14 protein-coding genes are annotated in these 15,781 nt (G+C 57.9%); 9 read left to right on the forward strand and 5 right to left on the reverse strand.

What is annotated here, in order from left to right; all coding sequences use genetic code 11:
- Nucleotides 1-6: 6 nt before the first annotated feature.
- The 3 genes from hslR to pckA all read left to right on the forward strand — a co-directional run bounded on the left by hslR (nucleotide 7) and on the right by pckA (nucleotide 3,297).
- Complete coding sequence (gene hslR / locus AABB92_RS17650; protein ID WP_031375658.1) at nucleotides 7-408, forward strand: ribosome-associated heat shock protein Hsp15; 402 nt, start codon at nucleotides 7-9, stop codon at nucleotides 406-408.
- A gap of 50 nt (nucleotides 409-458) precedes the next feature.
- Nucleotides 459-1,325, forward strand: a complete 867-nt coding sequence (gene hslO, locus AABB92_RS17655) for an Hsp33 family molecular chaperone HslO (protein WP_031375657.1) — start codon at nucleotides 459-461, stop codon at nucleotides 1,323-1,325.
- Between the two features lie 352 nt (nucleotides 1,326-1,677).
- Nucleotides 1,678-3,297 carry a phosphoenolpyruvate carboxykinase (ATP) gene (pckA, locus tag AABB92_RS17660; protein ID WP_031375656.1) on the forward strand — a complete coding sequence of 540 codons (1,620 nt, stop codon included), beginning with the start codon at nucleotides 1,678-1,680 and terminating at the stop codon, nucleotides 3,295-3,297.
- Between the two features lie 38 nt (nucleotides 3,298-3,335).
- On the opposite strand, the gene envZ is transcribed toward pckA, so the two are convergent.
- Together envZ and ompR are read right to left on the reverse strand one after the other, a co-directional pair.
- Entirely contained in the window at nucleotides 3,336-4,703 is a 1,368-nt protein-coding gene (gene envZ / locus AABB92_RS17665; RefSeq protein WP_031375655.1) for a two-component system sensor histidine kinase EnvZ, read from the reverse strand.
- A complete protein-coding gene (ompR, locus tag AABB92_RS17670) occupies nucleotides 4,700-5,419 on the reverse strand; it encodes an osmolarity response regulator transcription factor OmpR (RefSeq protein WP_001157751.1) in 720 nt (239 codons plus the stop codon). The genes envZ and ompR overlap by 4 nt, the downstream gene beginning before the upstream one ends.
- A gap of 535 nt (nucleotides 5,420-5,954) precedes the next feature.
- On the opposite strand from ompR, the gene yjbE reads away from it, so the two are divergent.
- The 4 genes from yjbE to AABB92_RS17690 all read left to right on the forward strand — a co-directional run bounded on the left by yjbE (nucleotide 5,955) and on the right by AABB92_RS17690 (nucleotide 11,102).
- Nucleotides 5,955-6,197 carry an exopolysaccharide production protein YjbE gene (gene yjbE / locus AABB92_RS17675; protein WP_031375654.1) on the forward strand — a complete coding sequence of 81 codons (243 nt, stop codon included), beginning with the start codon at nucleotides 5,955-5,957 and terminating at the stop codon, nucleotides 6,195-6,197.
- Nucleotides 6,198-6,384: 187 nt separating this feature from the next.
- Nucleotides 6,385-6,861, forward strand: a complete 477-nt coding sequence (greB, locus tag AABB92_RS17680) for a transcription elongation factor GreB (protein ID WP_031375653.1) — start codon at nucleotides 6,385-6,387, stop codon at nucleotides 6,859-6,861.
- A 100-nt stretch (nucleotides 6,862-6,961) separates the two neighbouring features.
- The gene (locus AABB92_RS17685) at nucleotides 6,962-9,289 is read left to right on the forward strand and encodes a Tex family protein (protein ID WP_031375652.1); all 2,328 of its coding nucleotides are present in this window, start codon (nucleotides 6,962-6,964) and stop codon (nucleotides 9,287-9,289) included.
- 127 nt (nucleotides 9,290-9,416) lie between these two features.
- On the forward strand, nucleotides 9,417-11,102 hold the full coding sequence (locus AABB92_RS17690; RefSeq protein ID WP_046289363.1) for a sugar phosphorylase: 1,686 nt from the start codon (nucleotides 9,417-9,419) through the stop codon (nucleotides 11,100-11,102).
- Here the strand turns inward: AABB92_RS17690 and AABB92_RS17695 are convergent, their stop codons facing one another.
- Together AABB92_RS17695 and bioH are read right to left on the reverse strand one after the other, a co-directional pair.
- Nucleotides 11,103-11,372, reverse strand: a complete 270-nt coding sequence (locus AABB92_RS17695; protein ID WP_031375651.1) for a YdgH/BhsA/McbA-like domain containing protein — start codon at nucleotides 11,370-11,372, stop codon at nucleotides 11,103-11,105.
- 168 nt (nucleotides 11,373-11,540) lie between these two features.
- Nucleotides 11,541-12,317 (reverse strand): pimeloyl-ACP methyl ester esterase BioH, encoded by a 777-nt coding sequence (bioH, locus tag AABB92_RS17700; protein ID WP_031375650.1) that lies wholly within the window; start codon nucleotides 12,315-12,317, stop codon nucleotides 11,541-11,543.
- A 34-nt stretch (nucleotides 12,318-12,351) separates the two neighbouring features.
- On the opposite strand from bioH, the gene gntX reads away from it, so the two are divergent.
- On the forward strand, nucleotides 12,352-13,032 hold the full coding sequence (gntX, locus tag AABB92_RS17705; protein WP_031375649.1) for a DNA utilization protein GntX: 681 nt from the start codon (nucleotides 12,352-12,354) through the stop codon (nucleotides 13,030-13,032).
- A 58-nt stretch (nucleotides 13,033-13,090) separates the two neighbouring features.
- Complete coding sequence (nfuA, locus tag AABB92_RS17710) at nucleotides 13,091-13,666, forward strand: Fe-S biogenesis protein NfuA (RefSeq protein ID WP_031375648.1); 576 nt, start codon at nucleotides 13,091-13,093, stop codon at nucleotides 13,664-13,666.
- Between the two features lie 38 nt (nucleotides 13,667-13,704).
- Here nfuA and malQ read toward each other — a convergent pair whose 3' ends face one another.
- A complete protein-coding gene (gene malQ / locus AABB92_RS17715) occupies nucleotides 13,705-15,774 on the reverse strand; it encodes a 4-alpha-glucanotransferase (protein WP_031375647.1) in 2,070 nt (689 codons plus the stop codon).
- Nucleotides 15,775-15,781: the final 7 nt, after the last annotated feature.

The following is a 15,781-nucleotide window of genomic DNA, read 5'->3' on the forward strand; positions in this document are numbered from 1 at the left end:
GCAGCAATGAAAGAGAAAAGCAGCGAAGGCGTGCGCCTCGATAAGTGGCTGTGGGCAGCCCGCTTTTATAAAACCCGTGCGCTGGCGCGCGAGATGATTGAAGGCGGCAAGGTGCATTACAACGGTCAGCGCAGCAAACCCGGCAAGCTGGTGGAGCTGAATGCAGAGCTGACACTCCGCCAGGGCAACGATGAACGGACGGTGGTGGTGGTGGAAATCAGTAATCAACGCCGCCCGGCCAGTGAAGCCCAGCAGCTCTATCGGGAAACGGATGCCAGCATCGAAAAACGCGAGAAAGTGGCGCAGGCGCGCAAGATGAATGCCCTGACGATGCCACATCCCGATCGGCGACCTGATAAGAAAGAGCGTCGCGATTTGATGAAGTTTAAATTATCGGGCGATGAGTAGCGCCGTCTTAACTGACGCGTCACCGCCCCGCCCCAACGAGAGAAAAAAATATGTCAGTCCAGGATCAACTGCACCGTTATCTGTTTGAAAATGCCGCGGTACGTGGCGAGCTGGTGAACGTCTCTAACACCTGGCGCGAAACCGTGAAGAACCACGACTATCCGGCCGCGGTGAATACCCTGCTGGGTGAGATGCTGGTGGCAACCAGCCTGCTGACCGCCACGCTGAAGTTTGACGGCGAAATCACCGTGCAGCTGCAGGGTGACGGTCCGTTGTCGCTGGCGGTAATTAACGGCAACAACAATCAGGAGCTGCGCGGCGTGGCGCGGATTAAAGGCGACATTCCGGCCGACAGCACGCTGAAAAGCATGGTCGGCAACGGCTATCTGGTGATCACCATCTCTCCGGAGAAAGGTGAACGCTATCAGGGCGTGGTCGGGCTGGAAGGCGAGACGCTGGCCGAATGCCTGGAAGATTACTTCATGCGCTCAGAGCAGCTGCCGACGCGGCTGTTTATCCGCACCAGCGAGAAAGGCGCAGCCGGTATCCTGCTGCAGGTTATGCCAGCGCAGGAGACGGAGAAAGAAGCGTTCGACCATCTGGCAACGCTGACCGAAACCATCAAAACCGACGAGCTGATCGATCTGCCGGCCAATGAGGTACTGTGGCGTCTCTACCATCAGGAAGAAGCGACCCTCTACGATCCGCAGCCGGTGATCTACAAATGCACCTGCTCGCGTGAGCGCTGTGGCGAAGTCCTGAAAACGCTGCCGCAGGAAGAGGTCGATGAGATCATCGCGGAAGATGGCAAAATCGACATGCACTGTGATTACTGCGGCTCAAACTACGTGTTTGATGCTGTCGATATTGCCGGCATCCGTAGCCATTCGCTGGAAAACAACGACCGTCTGCACTGATTTATCGGGCGGCTTTAGCCGCCCTTTCCCGCCCCGCTCCGCCTATCCCCATAATTTTCTTGAGAAATTATCTTTTTTTACTTTCATAACATCTTCAAAACGTTCGAAACATAGTCTTAACGCGCCCTGAGTCGCATTTTTAGATCACCAGACTTTTTCCCGAAACGCAGAGGAGTAAACTGCGCGCGATCGTGCAGCCGCCCATAATCCAGAGGCAGATGCCTGAACCGGCCTGCTTTTCGGATGCGGCAAGCTGGCGACGGGCTGTTAACCCTCAATGAAGGGTGCCGGGCGGCACGATCCCAACCTATCTCTGCTTTGCAGAACAGACACCGATTTAAGGAGCAGTAAAATGCGCGTTAACGGCCTGACCTCGCAAGACCTTGCCGCTTTGGGCATCGTGGATACCACGGAAGTGGTCTACAACCCTGATTACGACACGCTGTTTCAGGAAGAGACACGCCCGGACCTCGATGGTTTTGCACGTGGCACCCTGACGCAGAGCGGCGCGATTGCCGTGGATACCGGGATTTTTACCGGGCGATCGCCAAAGGATAAGTACATTGTGCGTGACGACACCACGCGCGATACCCTGTGGTGGAACGATCAGGGCACCGGCAAAAACGATAATCAGCCGCTGTCGCAGGAGACCTGGAACGCGCTGAAAGCGTGCGTTACCCGGCAGCTTTCCGGCAAGCGCCTGTTTGTGGTGGATGCCTTCTGCGGGGCCAATGCCGACTCCCGTCTGAGCGTGCGCTTCGTCACCGAGGTGGCCTGGCAGGCGCACTTCGTGAAAAACATGTTTATCCAGCCGGATGAGGCGGAGCTGGCCAGCTTTACCCCCGACTTCGTGGTGATGAACGGCGCGAAATGCACCAACCCGGACTGGCAGGCGCAGGGGCTGCATTCAGAGAATTTCGTTGCCTTCAACCTGACCGAGCGGATGCAGTTGATCGGCGGAACCTGGTACGGCGGCGAGATGAAAAAAGGGCTGTTCGCGGTGATGAACTACCTGCTGCCGCTGAAAGGCATTGCTTCTATGCACTGTTCCGCCAACGTCGGCAAAGCGGGCGACGTTGCGGTGTTCTTTGGCCTGTCCGGCACCGGCAAAACCACGCTCTCCACCGATCCACAGCGTCAGCTGATTGGCGATGATGAGCACGGCTGGGATGACGACGGGGTGTTTAACTTCGAGGGTGGCTGCTACGCCAAAACCATCAACCTCTCTGAGCAGGCCGAGCCGGAGATCTACCATGCGATTCGCCGCAATGCGCTGCTGGAGAATGTGGTGGTGCGCGAAGATGGCAGCGTCGATTACGCCGACGGCAGTAAAACCGAAAATACCCGCGTCTCTTACCCGATCGACCATATCGACAACATCGTGCGGCCGGTCTCCAAAGCGGGCCACGCGAAGAAGGTGATCTTCCTGACCGCCGATGCCTTTGGCGTGCTGCCACCGGTCTCCCGCCTGACCCCTGAGCAGACTCAGTATCATTTCCTGTCGGGCTTTACCGCCAAGCTGGCCGGTACCGAGCGCGGTGTGACTGAGCCGACGCCGACCTTCTCTGCCTGCTTCGGCGCGGCGTTCCTGACGCTGCATCCGACGCAGTACGCCGAAGTGCTGGTGAAGCGGATGGAAGCGGCCGGGGCGCAGGCTTATCTGGTTAACACCGGCTGGAACGGCAGCGGCAAACGTATCTCTCTGAAGAACACCCGCGCCATCATCAATGCGATTCTGGCCGGTGAACTGGATGATGTACCGACAGAAACGCTGCCGATTTTTAATCTGCAGATGCCGGTGAGTCTGGGTGAGCTGAATGCCGATACGCTCGATCCGCGTCGCAGCTGGGAAAGCGAGGAGCAGTGGACCGCAGCAGCCGAGGGTCTGGCGCAGCGGTTTATTGATAACTTCGCCAAATATACCGATAACGAAGCCGGTGCGGCGCTGGTCAAAGCCGGTCCGCAACGCTAAAAAAAACCGGCGCGGCACCCTGCCCGCGCCGGTTTTTTTTAGCCTGAAACGCTGTTGCTGCTGTTGTTGTGGCTCAGCGCCAGAGTTTCAACTAACGGCAGCCAGGCACGGATCCGTAACCCGCCGCGTTCACTCTCACCAATCTCCAGCGATCCCTGATGCGCATCGATAATACGCTGCACAATCGCCAGCCCCAGCCCGGTACCGCTGGTGCTGCGGGCGCTATCACCGCGCACAAACGGCTGGAACAGATGCGCCAGCTGATCCGGCTTGATGCCCGGACCATCATCTTCCACCTGAAACCAGGCGCGATGCAGTTCCCGTCCGCTACTGACCTTGATCCAGCCATTACCGTACCGCGCCGCGTTAACCACCAGATTCGCCAGCGCGCGTTTGATCGACAGCGGATTGATATCCAGCATCAGCTCTTCCGGCATCACCGCATTTTCAATCTCACGTTCATATCCGCTCTCAGCGGCCACCACCTCGCCCAGCACGCTGTTGAGATCGGCGCGCTCGGTCTGCATCTCCTGACCGGTACGCAGATAGTCGATGAACTGCTCGATGATGGCGTTGCACTCTTCGATATCTTTATTAATCGACTCTGCCAGATAGCCATCCTGCTCGCTCATCATCTCGGTGGCGAGACGGATGCGGGTCAGCGGAGTACGCAAATCGTGGCTGACGCCCGCCATCAGCAGGGTGCGATCGTCGGCCAGTTGCTTCACGCCTGCCGCCATCTGGTTAAAGGCACGGGTGACCGAACGCACCTCCGAGGCACCATATTCGCGCAGCGGCGGCGGAATAATGCCGCGTCCGACCTGCAAGGCGGCATGCTCCAGATCGACCAGCGGTCGGTTCTGAATGCGAATAAACAGCCAGGCGCCGCCGATCGCCAGCAGCATAATCGCCAGGGTGTAGCGGAACAGCGGCGAAAAATCGCCCTGATGGATTTCGGTCAGCGGCACCCGCACCCAGATGTCAGGTGACAGCCAGGTTTTCAGCCACACTACCGGGGAGTTCTTATTAACTTCAACCCGCACGTCGGTAGGACCGCCAAGCTGCTGGCCCATCTGCTCGCTCAGGAATTCATAGTGCTGCGCCCATCGCAATCCGCTCTCTTCTGCTGCTGCATTGGTATAGAGCGAGATCCCCAGTTCGCGGTAGATTTCCCGGCGAAACGCCGGTGGCACTTCCAGCTGCGTGCCATCTTCCAGCTGCAACCGGTCGGTCATCAGCATACGCACTTCGTAGGCCAGCACCTTATTGAACTGTTGCAGACTGGGAAGAATGGCGAAGTTCAGCACCACCAGGTAGGTCGTTACCAGGCTGACAAACAGCAGGGTAACGATCAACAGCAAGGTGCGGGCAAACGAACTGCGTGGCGAGAAGCGCAGTCGCCTCATGCTTTACTGCCGTCCGGTACAAAGACGTAGCCCAGGCCCCAGACGGTCTGGATATAACGCGGATGCGCCGGGTCCTCTTCCACCATACGACGCAGGCGGGAGATCTGTACGTCGATCGAACGTTCCATGGCGCTGTATTCGCGGCCACGTGCCAGGTTCATCAGCTTATCGCGCGACAGCGGCTCACGTGGATGGCTGACCAGCGCTTTCAGCACCGCGAACTCGCCGCTGGTGAGTGGCATTGGCTCATCTTCGCGGAACATCTCACGGGTACCGAGGTTGAGCTTGAACTTACCAAAGGCGATGACCGCCTCTTCCTGTGAAGGCGCACCCGGCAGTTCATTGGCCTGACGACGCAGCACCGCCCGGATACGGGCCAGCAGTTCACGCGGGTTAAACGGTTTCGGGATGTAGTCATCCGCGCCGATTTCCAGCCCGACGATGCGATCCACTTCTTCGCCCTTGGCGGTCACCATAATGATTGGCATCGGGTTGCTCTGGCTGCGCAGACGGCGACAGATCGACAGGCCATCTTCGCCAGGTAACATCAGGTCGAGCACCATCAGATGAAAAGATTCACGGGTTAACAAACGGTCCATCTGCTCGGCGTTAGCAACACTGCGCACCTGAAAGCCCTGCTCGGTGAGATAGCGTTCAAGCAGTGCACGCAGACGCATATCATCATCGACGACCAGAATTTTGTAGTTCTCTTGCATTTTCAACTCCCAAAGGCGCTATTGCCTGAGCCAACATTGTTAAAAAAAGATGCCTTATAGTGACAGTCATTAATGGTTTATATTCTAGCCGAAATTGTTACAAAGCATATTAAACAGCAGCTTATATTTAATTTAACCGCATCAGCACCGGGATATAACCGCTTTTCAGCCTGAAAAATAGAATTACGGCAATTCCGAAATATCGCTCTGATTTCTCTTCATCGCTGGCGTCAGAAACGCGCCAGTTTTTATTCAGCCAGCAAATTCAGCAGGTTAACAGAGAATTTGACTTAAACATCAGCCATCATTATTGATTAGCTCCAGATAATCTACAGCATTGCCGCTTTCGCAGCATAAAATTCCAGCAAACCGTTTATTCCCGCCAGACTTCTCTCGGATTATTTTGACCGACGCCTTTAGCAAGGCCAGTTAAAAATAAAGTTCATTAAATCAATCAGTAAAGCCAACTTTTCGCCCCGGAAAATTTCAACCAGACTGCTCTGGCATCAATTGACGTCTCAACGGGGATAACACAATGAAAAAAACAATTTTACTGCTGAGCGCGCTGGCATTTGGCAGCGTCAGCCCAACTTACGCAGCTATCGCTACAGGTGAAGCGGCGGGCGCTCAGGCGACCACCACTGCACAAGGGAACTCTAATGCCATCGGCGTCGGCGCGGTTGCCGCCCTGCTCGGTGTCGCACTGGCTACCGCCGGTGGCGGTGGTGACGGACACGGCAGCACCTCGACGACCACGGCGACCCACGCCGGAAAATAATTTTTACCCTCTGCTTTATTGGCTTCAGTCACTATCGGCTTCAGAACACGTTTTTGCAGCCACCCTTTTCGCCGCCGGGGAAGTCAACGTGGGTTTTTAGACTTTAAAAACCCGTTCCCCGACTCTTTTTTGCCACGCCCCCTTTGCCTTACACTGACGCTCTTTGATTCTTTCTGGCCAATGCAGCATGAAAACCCGACTGATTACCCGCGAAGGCTTCGATAAGCTGAAAGCAGAACTCGACTACCTGTGGCGTGAAGAGCGACCGGAAGTGACCAAAAAAGTCACCTGGGCTGCCAGCCTCGGCGATCGCAGTGAAAACGCCGATTATCAGTACAACAAAAAGCGCCTGCGTGAAATTGATCGTCGCGTACGTTACCTGACCAAAAGTCTGGAACAGTTGCGCATCGTAGACTATTCGCCGCAGCAGGATGGCAAAGTGTTCTTTGGTGCCTGGGTCGAAATTGAAAACGATGACGGTGACGTTAAGCGCTTTCGCATTGTGGGTTATGATGAGATTTTCGGCCGCAAAGATTACATCTCCATTGACTCGCCGATGGCACGCGCGTTGCTGAAAAAAGAGGTTGGTGATGCCGCTACCGTCGAGACGCCAGCCGGTCCGGCGCTGTGGTATGTCAATGAAATCCGCTATCAGGAAGGGTGATTCAGAATATCGCTGAAAGCCGGCCGCATCTCTGGCAATTTCAACCATCAATCCGTATAACTGTCCGCTATTTCTCAACCCGGAAAGCAAGACAGTCCTGATGATGAAAGTTCTGAGCCAGATAATTGCCAGTGAGCTACAGGCGCGGGCAGAGCAAGTTGATGCCGCCGTTCGCCTGTTAGATGAAGGGAATACCGTGCCGTTTATCGCACGTTATCGTAAAGAGGTCACCGGTGGGCTGGATGATACCCAACTGCGCCAGCTGGAAACCCGCCTCAGCTATCTGCGTGAACTTGAAGAGCGCCGTCAGTCGATTCTGAAGTCGATTGACGAGCAGGGTAAACTCACCGACGACCTTGCTCGCGCCATCAATACCACCCTCAGCAAGACCGAGCTTGAAGATCTCTACCTGCCCTATAAACCGAAACGCCGCACCCGTGGTCAGATCGCGATTGAAGCCGGTCTGGAACCGCTGGCCGACACCTTATGGCAGGATCCGTCCCACTCGCCTGAACAGCTGGCTGAACGCTACGTCGACGCCGATAAAGGCGTGGCTGACGTGCGCGCCGCGCTGGATGGCGCTCGCTATATCCTGATGGAGCGTTTCGCCGAAGACGCCGCCCTGCTGGCGAAAGTGCGTAACTACCTGTGGAAGAATGCCCATCTGGTTTCGCGCGTGGTGGAAGGTAAAGAAGAAGCGGGTGCCAAGTTCCGCGACTATTTTGATCACCATGAAGCGCTGAGCAGCGTGCCGTCACACCGTGCGCTGGCGATGCTGCGTGGCCGTAATGAAGGCGTACTGCAGCTGTCGCTCAACGCCGATCCGCAGTTCGATGAAGCGCCACGTGAAAGCCATGGCGAAACGCTGATTGCCGAGCACCTTAACCTGCGTCTGAATAACGCCCCGGCGGACAGCTGGCGTAAAGCGGTGGTGAGCTGGACCTGGCGCATCAAGGTGATGCTGCATCTGGAAACCGAGCTGATGGGCACGATACGCGAGCGTGCTGAAGATGAAGCGATCAACGTTTTCGCCCGCAACCTGCACGATCTGCTGATGGCGGCACCGGCTGGCATGCGCGCCACCATGGGCCTCGATCCGGGTCTGCGTACCGGTGTCAAAGTGGCGGTAGTGGATGCGACCGGCAAACTGGTGGCGACCGATACCGTTTATCCACACACCGGCCAGACGGCGAAAGCGGCCGCTGCCGTGGCCGCGCTCTGCATCAAACATCAGGTTGAGCTGGTGGCGATTGGCAACGGTACCGCGTCGCGCGAAACCGAGCGTTTCTTCCTCGATCTGCAACAGCAGTTCCCGCAGGTCACGGCGCAGAAAGTGATTGTCAGCGAAGCCGGCGCCTCGGTGTACTCGGCGTCTGAACTGGCGGCGCTGGAGTTCCCGGATCTTGATGTTTCGCTGCGCGGCGCAGTCTCCATTGCGCGGCGTCTGCAGGATCCGCTGGCGGAGCTGGTGAAGATCGACCCGAAGTCGATCGGTGTCGGCCAGTACCAGCATGACGTCAGTCAGAGTCAGCTGGCGAAGAAACTGGATGCGGTGGTGGAAGACTGTGTGAACGCCGTCGGTGTGGATCTGAATACCGCGTCGGTGCCCCTGCTGACCCGCGTTGCCGGTCTGACGCGAATGATGGCGCAGAATATTGTCGGCTGGCGTGATGAGAACGGCCGGTTCCAGAATCGCCAGCAGCTGCTGAAAGTCAGCCGTCTGGGCCCGAAAGCCTTTGAACAGTGTGCCGGCTTCCTGCGCATCAATCATGGCGACAACCCGCTTGATGCCTCGACCGTCCACCCGGAAGCCTATCCGGTGGTGGAGCGGATTCTGGCCGCCACCGAACAGGCGCTGAGCGACCTGATGGGCAACCCTGGTAGCCTGCGTAATCTGCGCGCCCACGATTTCACCGATGAGCGTTTCGGTTTACCGACCGTAACTGACATCATGAAAGAGCTGGAGAAGCCGGGCCGCGACCCGCGTCCTGAATTCAAAACTGCGCAGTTTGCTGAAGGCGTCGAAACGCTGAATGACCTGACGCCGGGCATGATTCTGGAAGGTGCGGTAACCAACGTCACCAACTTCGGCGCATTCGTCGATATCGGAGTGCATCAGGATGGTCTGGTACACATCTCGTCACTCTCCGACCGCTTCGTCGACGATCCTCACCAGGTGGTGAAGGCGGGCGATATCGTCAAAGTGAAGGTGATGGAAGTCGACCTGCCGCGCAAGCGAATTGCCCTGACGATGCGTCTGGATGAGCAGCCCGGTGAAGGCAACGCCCGTGGCGGAGCGAAAAACGCCGCGCCGCGCGACGACAAACGGCCCGCCGGTGGTAAAGGACGTCCTCGTCCGGCCAGCCAGCCAGCCGGTAACAGCGCGATGGGCGATGCGCTGGCCGCCGCATTCGGTAAGAAACGCTAGCTTTTTCAGGGGGGCGCAGCTTGCCCCCCTTTCAATCTCACTCCCTCAGTGGAAAATCCCTGCCATAGCGCTACGCTAGAAAGACGCCTGTCATAAAAACAACACCTGCTGTGGCACCCAACTCACGATGGAAACGATCACCGATCTAATCGATAAGATTTATGCTGGCACTTTTCCCGCGGCAACGCGTACTCAGCTGCTGGCGGATATTGCGCAAGCGCGCGATGTCATCAAGCTGCCGCGTAAAGCGCACTGGGATGAGCAGGACGTGGTGCTGATCAGCTACGCCGATCAGTTTCGCGAAGCCGATAAGCCGACGCTCAGCACCTTTTCCCGTTTCTATCAGCAGCACCTGCAGTCTATTTTCCCGCTGGTGCACCTGCTGCCGTTCTTCCCCTGGTCGTCTGACGATGGCTTCTCGGTGATTGATTATCATCAGGTCGATCCGCTGTGTGGCGACTGGCAGGATGTGGCGCGGCTGCATCAGGAAACCCGGCTGATGTTTGATTTTGTCTGTAACCATATGTCGTCGCACAGCGCGTGGTTCAGACACTTTCTGGCGCAGGACCCGGGCTGGGATGACTTCTTTATCAGCATGCCGCCCGCCACCGATCTCAGCGCGGTAACCCGCCCGCGCACTTCACCGCTGCTGACGCCGTTTCAGATGGCCGATGGCGAGACCCGCTTTATCTGGACCACTTTTAGCGCCGATCAGATTGACCTCAACTTCGCCAATCCGATGGTGCTGCTGCGCATGGTCAACGTACTGCTCGACTACCTGAAGCGCGGGGCGGATTATGTGCGGCTGGATGCGGTGGGCTACATGTGGAAAACGCCCGGCACCCGCTGCATTCATCTGGAAAAGACCCATCAGCTGGTGAAACTGTTCCGCGCCATCGCCGATATTGTCGCGCCGGGCACGGTGATTATCACCGAGACCAATGTGCCGCATCAGGACAACATCAGCTATCTGGGCAACGGCCATGATGAGGCGCAGATGGTCTACCAGTTTTCACTGCCACCGCTGGTGCTGCACGGCATCCACACCGGCTCGGCGCGCGCACTGCGACAGTGGGCCAGCAGCCTCGATCTCAGCAGTAATGACACCACCTTCTTCAACTTCCTGGCGTCGCACGACGGTATCGGGCTGAATCCGGCGCGCGGCATTCTGAGCGAGGTGGAGATTGTGGCGCTGGTGCGCGATCTGGCGCTGGAGGGCGCGCTGGTCTCCTATAAAAACAACCCGGACGGCAGCACCAGCCCGTATGAAATCAACGTCACCTACCTGGATGCGTTAAACCGCGAAACCGATGATGACGCGACCCGCCTGCAGCGATTTTTACTGGCGCATGCCATTTTGCTGGCCTTCCCCGGCGTGCCGGCTATCTACATCCAGAGCATTCTCGGCTCACGCAACCACTATGATGGCGTGCGGGCGGCAGGACATAACCGGGCAATTAATCGTCAGAAGTACCCTTTAAAAGAGATTGAGGCAGCGCTGGCAGGAGGTGACTGGCTGCGCCAGCAAATCTATACCCATCTGGGTAAGCTGATTCAGCTGCGTCGTCGTCAGCCGGCGTTTCATCCCGATAACCCGATGACGCTCTACGACAGCGAAAATGCGCTGCTGGTGATGCGGCGGCATCAGCCAGAAAGCGGTGACGGACTGCTGTGCGTGTTTAATCTCGGCGGGCGTCCGGTTGAGACCCGGTTGCCGGTGGCGCATACCTTGCAGGATGTGGTGAGTGGCAGGAAGGTTGATGGCACCCAGCCGGTGAGGCTGGATGCCTGGCAGTTTATGTGGTTACGCTAATTATTTATAGACGTCAGCCGTGGCGCTGAATTTACCGTGCTCACGGCCCGCGATGACCAGGTAATATTTGCCCCCTTTCTCATCAGCAAGCTGCGACAGCACTTTTTTCGCATCCATTGGCGAGGTGGTTTCCGCCGTGGTATTGACCGTACCAATCTTCTGCAGGTTCATCTTCTTAACTTCTTCTTTGGTGACCTCTTTCGCCGCCATCGCAGAAAATGAAATCGCGCCCATCATCATTGAAGCCACAACCCATTTAAAAACCTTCATTATGTTTACCCTCATTCATGGTCCATTGTGAGATGTAAGCAGCCGCGAAACGCGTAAGGCTATATGGAACGGCATAGTCCTCCGTGACTAATCACATAAAAATGCAGCGGCCTTGCTCACGAAGAGAAGTATTGCCGCTACCGGCAAATTTGCCAGTCACCGGCGCAATTATGTCGGCAAATCGTTGATGAAATTCATAATCTGCTGACAAAACGCCTCCGGATGGGAAATAAAAGGCGCGTGGGCGGCTTTGTCTATCACCCGCGAAGGCGAAGCGGGCAGCGTCTGATCAAGGCGGGCAGCAATGCTGCGCGGCACTAAACCATCCAGTGCGCCGTACAGCCGCAGGAACGGCAGCGATATCTGCGGCAACGCGCTGCGCAGATCGACCTGCCGCAAAATATCCAGTCCGCTATCCAGCACCGCCACCGATGGCATTGGCTGCGACAGCACCACCTCTTTCAGGCGGCGCGCATCGGCCCGGGCGGTCTCTGTTCCCAGGGTTTGCAGCGCCAGAAAGCGCTCGACCGTGCGCTGAAAATCATTGCTGAGCAGCTGCTGAAAATTTTGCAGCGTGTCGGGTTTAATACCTGGCCACTCTGCATTGGCGGTAAAACAGGGAGAGGATGCCACGGTAATCAGCGCACGCAGCCGTTGCGGCGCGTTCAGCGCCAGCTGGGTTGCCACCAGACCGCCCAGCGACCAGCCTGCGACGATCGCCTGCGGAGGCAGCATCGGCAGTAACTGCTGCGCCATTTCGTCCAGCGTCAGCGCGCCAAACGCCTGACTGCGGCCATAGCCAGGCAGATCGACCAGATGCAGGCGATAGTGCGAGCTGAGTCGCGGAATAATGCTTTGCCAGACTTCCGCATTCAGTCCCCATCCGTGCAGTAGCACAAGATCCACATTCCCTGTTCCACAGGTGTGCCAGTAAAGCGACGTCATCAGTTACTATCCCGAAAGTGATAAGGAGGTCGCTATGCTATCAATGCCTGCCCTGTGTTGGCTATGCCGGTTGCCGTTGCGAATCGCGCAACACGGTCTGTGCAGCCTCTGTTTACGTCAGCTGCCCGCCCTGCCGCGGCTCTGCCCGCGCTGCGGATTGCCAGCCGGTAACCTGCGGCTGCCCTGCGGACGCTGTCTGCTGAAGCCGCCGCCTTGGCAGGCGCTGATCTGCGTAAACAGCTACCGTCCGCCGTTCAGTCGCTGGGTTAATCAGCTCAAATTTTCTCGCGTTACCGCACTCAGGGTGATGCTGGCGCGGCTGCTTTTGCTAAGCTGGCAGGATAGCTACCGACGTGGCAACCTGCCACGCCCTGACCTGCTACTGTCGGTCCCGCTGCACCCGCGACGATGCTGGCAGCGCGGCTACAATCAAACCGATCTGCTGGCCGCGCCGCTGGCGCACTGGCTGGGTTGCGAGCGGGGGATGGGATTACATCGTCAGCGACAGGGGGCGTTACAGCATCAGTTGAACGCCCGCCAGCGCCGCAGAAACCTTCGCGGTGCCTTCCGCCTTGAAATGGCGGTGCACGGACGCCATATCGCCCTGCTGGATGACGTGGTCACCACCGGCAGCACGGTAGAAGAAATCAGTCGCCTGTTACTGGCGCAGGGAGCGGCCAGCGTGCAGATCTGGTGCCTGTGCCGTACCTTGTAGAGCGTCATTGATGGGCGTATTATAACCAACTAAATTAGTCAACTATTGAGCAATCGACATGATCCGAATTACTGATTCTGCCCAAGAGCATTTTTCCAAACTGCTATCCAAACAAGAAGATGGCACCCAGATTCGCGTATTCGTGATTAACCCGGGTACGCCAACTGCCGAATGCGGTGTCTCTTACTGCCCACCCGATGCGGTTGAAGCGACGGATACCGAGCTGAAGTTCGAAAAGCTCTCCGCCTACGTTGACGAACTGAGCGCGCCCTATCTGGAAGACGCTGAAATCGATTTCGTCACCGATAACCTCGGTTCGCAGCTGACGCTGAAAGCGCCTAACGCCAAAATGCGTAAGGTCTCTGACGATGCGCCGATGGTAGAGCGCGTTGAGTATCTGCTGCAGGCGCAGATCAACCCACAGCTGGCTGGCCACGGCGGTCGCGTGTCGCTGATGGAGATCACCGATGACGGTTACGCCATTTTGCAGTTCGGCGGCGGCTGTAATGGCTGTTCAATGATCGACGTCACCCTGAAAGATGGCATCGAGAAAGAGCTGCTGGCCGCCTTCCCGGAACTGAAAGGCGTACGCGATATCACCGAGCACCAGCGCGGTGAGCACTCGTTCTATTGATGATCACGCGCGACAGCCCGGCTGTCGCGCTGATCTGTTCAGCCAGGCTTACGCTGCTGGCTGACCGCGTTAAGCAGCTTATTCACTTCCTCGTCAGCAAACATCTCTTCCAGCGTTTTACTCAGTTTGCGCCGCCAGTTGGGGTATTGCTCAACCGTGCCCGGCACATTTACCGGCGTAGTCATCCCGAGCCAGTCCTCCGGCTGCAGGCCCAGCAGGGCGCTGTCGGTATCGGCCAGGAAGCGATGTATCGCCCGGTTCAGCGTCGGCGTCATCGCCAGCTTATCGGCTTTTTTTGGACTGCGGGCCGGTAGCGCTCCCGCCTGATGCAGCGCATCAAGCAGCGCCTGCTTCTGTTCTGCCCGCTGCTGATGCAGCGCCTTAACCGCATCACCCGGATAGAGGCCAATCTTCTCGCCCAGCGACAGATCGCCCTGCTCCCAGAACCCGGTCAGCGTTGGCAAATCATGGGTACTGGCGCTGGCTATTGACTGGCGCGGGTAGGCTGCGGGAGCGCGATAGCTGCCGTTTTTCTCCTGCTCGAACCACAGCACCTTCCATGAAAACACCCCGCTTTTACGCAGCAGGCTGACGATCTCTTTCGGTACGGTGCCAAGATCCTCCCCGATCACCATGCAGCGCAGCCGGTGGCTCTCCAGCGCCAGAATGCCGAGCAGATCATCAACCGGATAGGCCACGTAGGCACCTTTATCGGCCGTTTCTCCGGCCGGCACCCACCAGAGGCGCAGCAGCGACATCACATGGTCGATTCGTAACGCGCCGCAATCGCGCATATTGGCGCGCAGCATGTCGATAAACGGCTGATAACCTCGCGCCTGCATCACGTGCGGATCCATCGGCGGCAGGCCCCAGTACTGACCCAGCGGACCGAGGCGATCGGGCGGCGCGCCAATCGACGCCTGCAGACGATACAGCTCCGGATCGTGCCAGGTTTCAGCACTGCCTTCCGCCACGCCGACCGCCAGATCGCGATAAAGACCCACGCTCATCCCCAGCGCCTGGCTGCGCGACCAGCAGCGGGAGAACTGCTGCTGTGCCAGCCACTGCAACCACTGCCAGAAGGCAATTTCCTCTTGGTGCTGCTCGCACCAGTGCTGCACCTCCGGCAACTGGCTGTTACGCCAGCCTTCCGGCCACGCGGGCCAGCCCCAGTGCTGCGCATTGCCCGCCCGCCGCTCAAGCTGTATGCCATCATAGGCCGCCTGATAGCGCAGGCTGTCTCCGCCCTCACGGACAAAGGCAGCCCACGACTGTTTATCTTCGCTCTCTGCATCCCGCGCCTGGAAGTGTGCCCAGGCGAGGCGCAGCGCGGCCAGCTTAAGCGCCATCACCGCTTCATAATCGACCAGCTCCGCCTCACGCGCTTTGCTCAGCGCCCGCTGCGTTTTAGCGCTTTTCCACCACTTCTGCGCCGCCGGGCTCTGCTGGAAGTCGACCACCTGACCCACGTCGATATAGATAATATTCAGCCAGCGACGCGACGACGGACTGTAGGGGCTGGCAAAATCGGCGCTGGCCGGATAGAGCGCATGCAGCGGATTAAGCCCGACGAAATCGCCGCCGCGGGCCGCCAGCTGCTCCAGCAGCGTCTGCAGATCGCCGAAGTCACCGATGCCCCAGTTCTGCGCCGAACGAACCGTATAGAGCTGTACCAGTGCGCCCCAGCGCTTCTCGCCCGCTTCCAGCGCCGGCGGCAGATAGCAGCGGCGCGGCGTGACAATGATGCGGGTCTGCCACTGCTTTTTTCCCTTACTCAGCGTCAGCTGGTGATAGCCCTGCGCCAGCGGACCTGGCAACGTAAAGGATTCGCCGGCCGTCAGTTCACCGCTGAGCTGCTTGCCCTTCTCGGTCTGGAGCTGCCAGTGATAAACACCGCTACCCTGCGGCGTGAGCTGACGTTTACCGCTGCCGCTGAAGACCGCGACCGGCGGTAAGGGTGACTTCTTTGCATCATGAGGATCGCCCATCACCGCCAGCAACGCGCGTTTGGTGTCGTCGCTGATCGCCTCTTTCTCGCCGTTAACGTTAATGTAATCCAGTGAAATACCGGCCGCACGGGCGGCCTGATCAAGTGAGTTCTGTTTCATGCTGCTC

The sequence above is a fragment of the Pantoea brenneri genome, assembly GCF_038594305.1.
GTDB classification, from domain to species: Bacteria; Pseudomonadota; Gammaproteobacteria; order Enterobacterales; family Enterobacteriaceae; genus Pantoea; species Pantoea brenneri.

Excerpts from the sequence above, each read along its gene's own strand:
- greB (WP_031375653.1), top strand. The coding sequence starts at position 6,385 with ATGAAAACCCGACTGATTACCCGCGAAGGCTTCGATAAGCTGAAAGCA.
- ompR (WP_001157751.1), bottom strand. The coding sequence starts at position 5,419 with ATGCAAGAGAACTACAAAATTCTGGTCGTCGATGATGATATGCGTCTG.
- hslR (WP_031375658.1), top strand. The coding sequence starts at position 7 with ATGAAAGAGAAAAGCAGCGAAGGCGTGCGCCTCGATAAGTGGCTGTGG.
- malQ (WP_031375647.1), bottom strand. The coding sequence starts at position 15,774 with ATGAAACAGAACTCACTTGATCAGGCCGCCCGTGCGGCCGGTATTTCA.
- pckA (WP_031375656.1), top strand. The coding sequence starts at position 1,678 with ATGCGCGTTAACGGCCTGACCTCGCAAGACCTTGCCGCTTTGGGCATC.
- gntX (WP_031375649.1), top strand. The coding sequence starts at position 12,352 with ATGCTATCAATGCCTGCCCTGTGTTGGCTATGCCGGTTGCCGTTGCGA.
- nfuA (WP_031375648.1), top strand. The coding sequence starts at position 13,091 with ATGATCCGAATTACTGATTCTGCCCAAGAGCATTTTTCCAAACTGCTA.
- envZ (WP_031375655.1), bottom strand. The coding sequence starts at position 4,703 with ATGAGGCGACTGCGCTTCTCGCCACGCAGTTCGTTTGCCCGCACCTTG.
- bioH (WP_031375650.1), bottom strand. The coding sequence starts at position 12,317 with ATGACGTCGCTTTACTGGCACACCTGTGGAACAGGGAATGTGGATCTT.
- AABB92_RS17685 (WP_031375652.1), top strand. The coding sequence starts at position 6,962 with ATGATGAAAGTTCTGAGCCAGATAATTGCCAGTGAGCTACAGGCGCGG.
- yjbE (WP_031375654.1), top strand. The coding sequence starts at position 5,955 with ATGAAAAAAACAATTTTACTGCTGAGCGCGCTGGCATTTGGCAGCGTC.
- AABB92_RS17690 (WP_046289363.1), top strand. The coding sequence starts at position 9,417 with ATGGAAACGATCACCGATCTAATCGATAAGATTTATGCTGGCACTTTT.
- hslO (WP_031375657.1), top strand. The coding sequence starts at position 459 with ATGTCAGTCCAGGATCAACTGCACCGTTATCTGTTTGAAAATGCCGCG.
- AABB92_RS17695 (WP_031375651.1), bottom strand. The coding sequence starts at position 11,372 with ATGAAGGTTTTTAAATGGGTTGTGGCTTCAATGATGATGGGCGCGATT.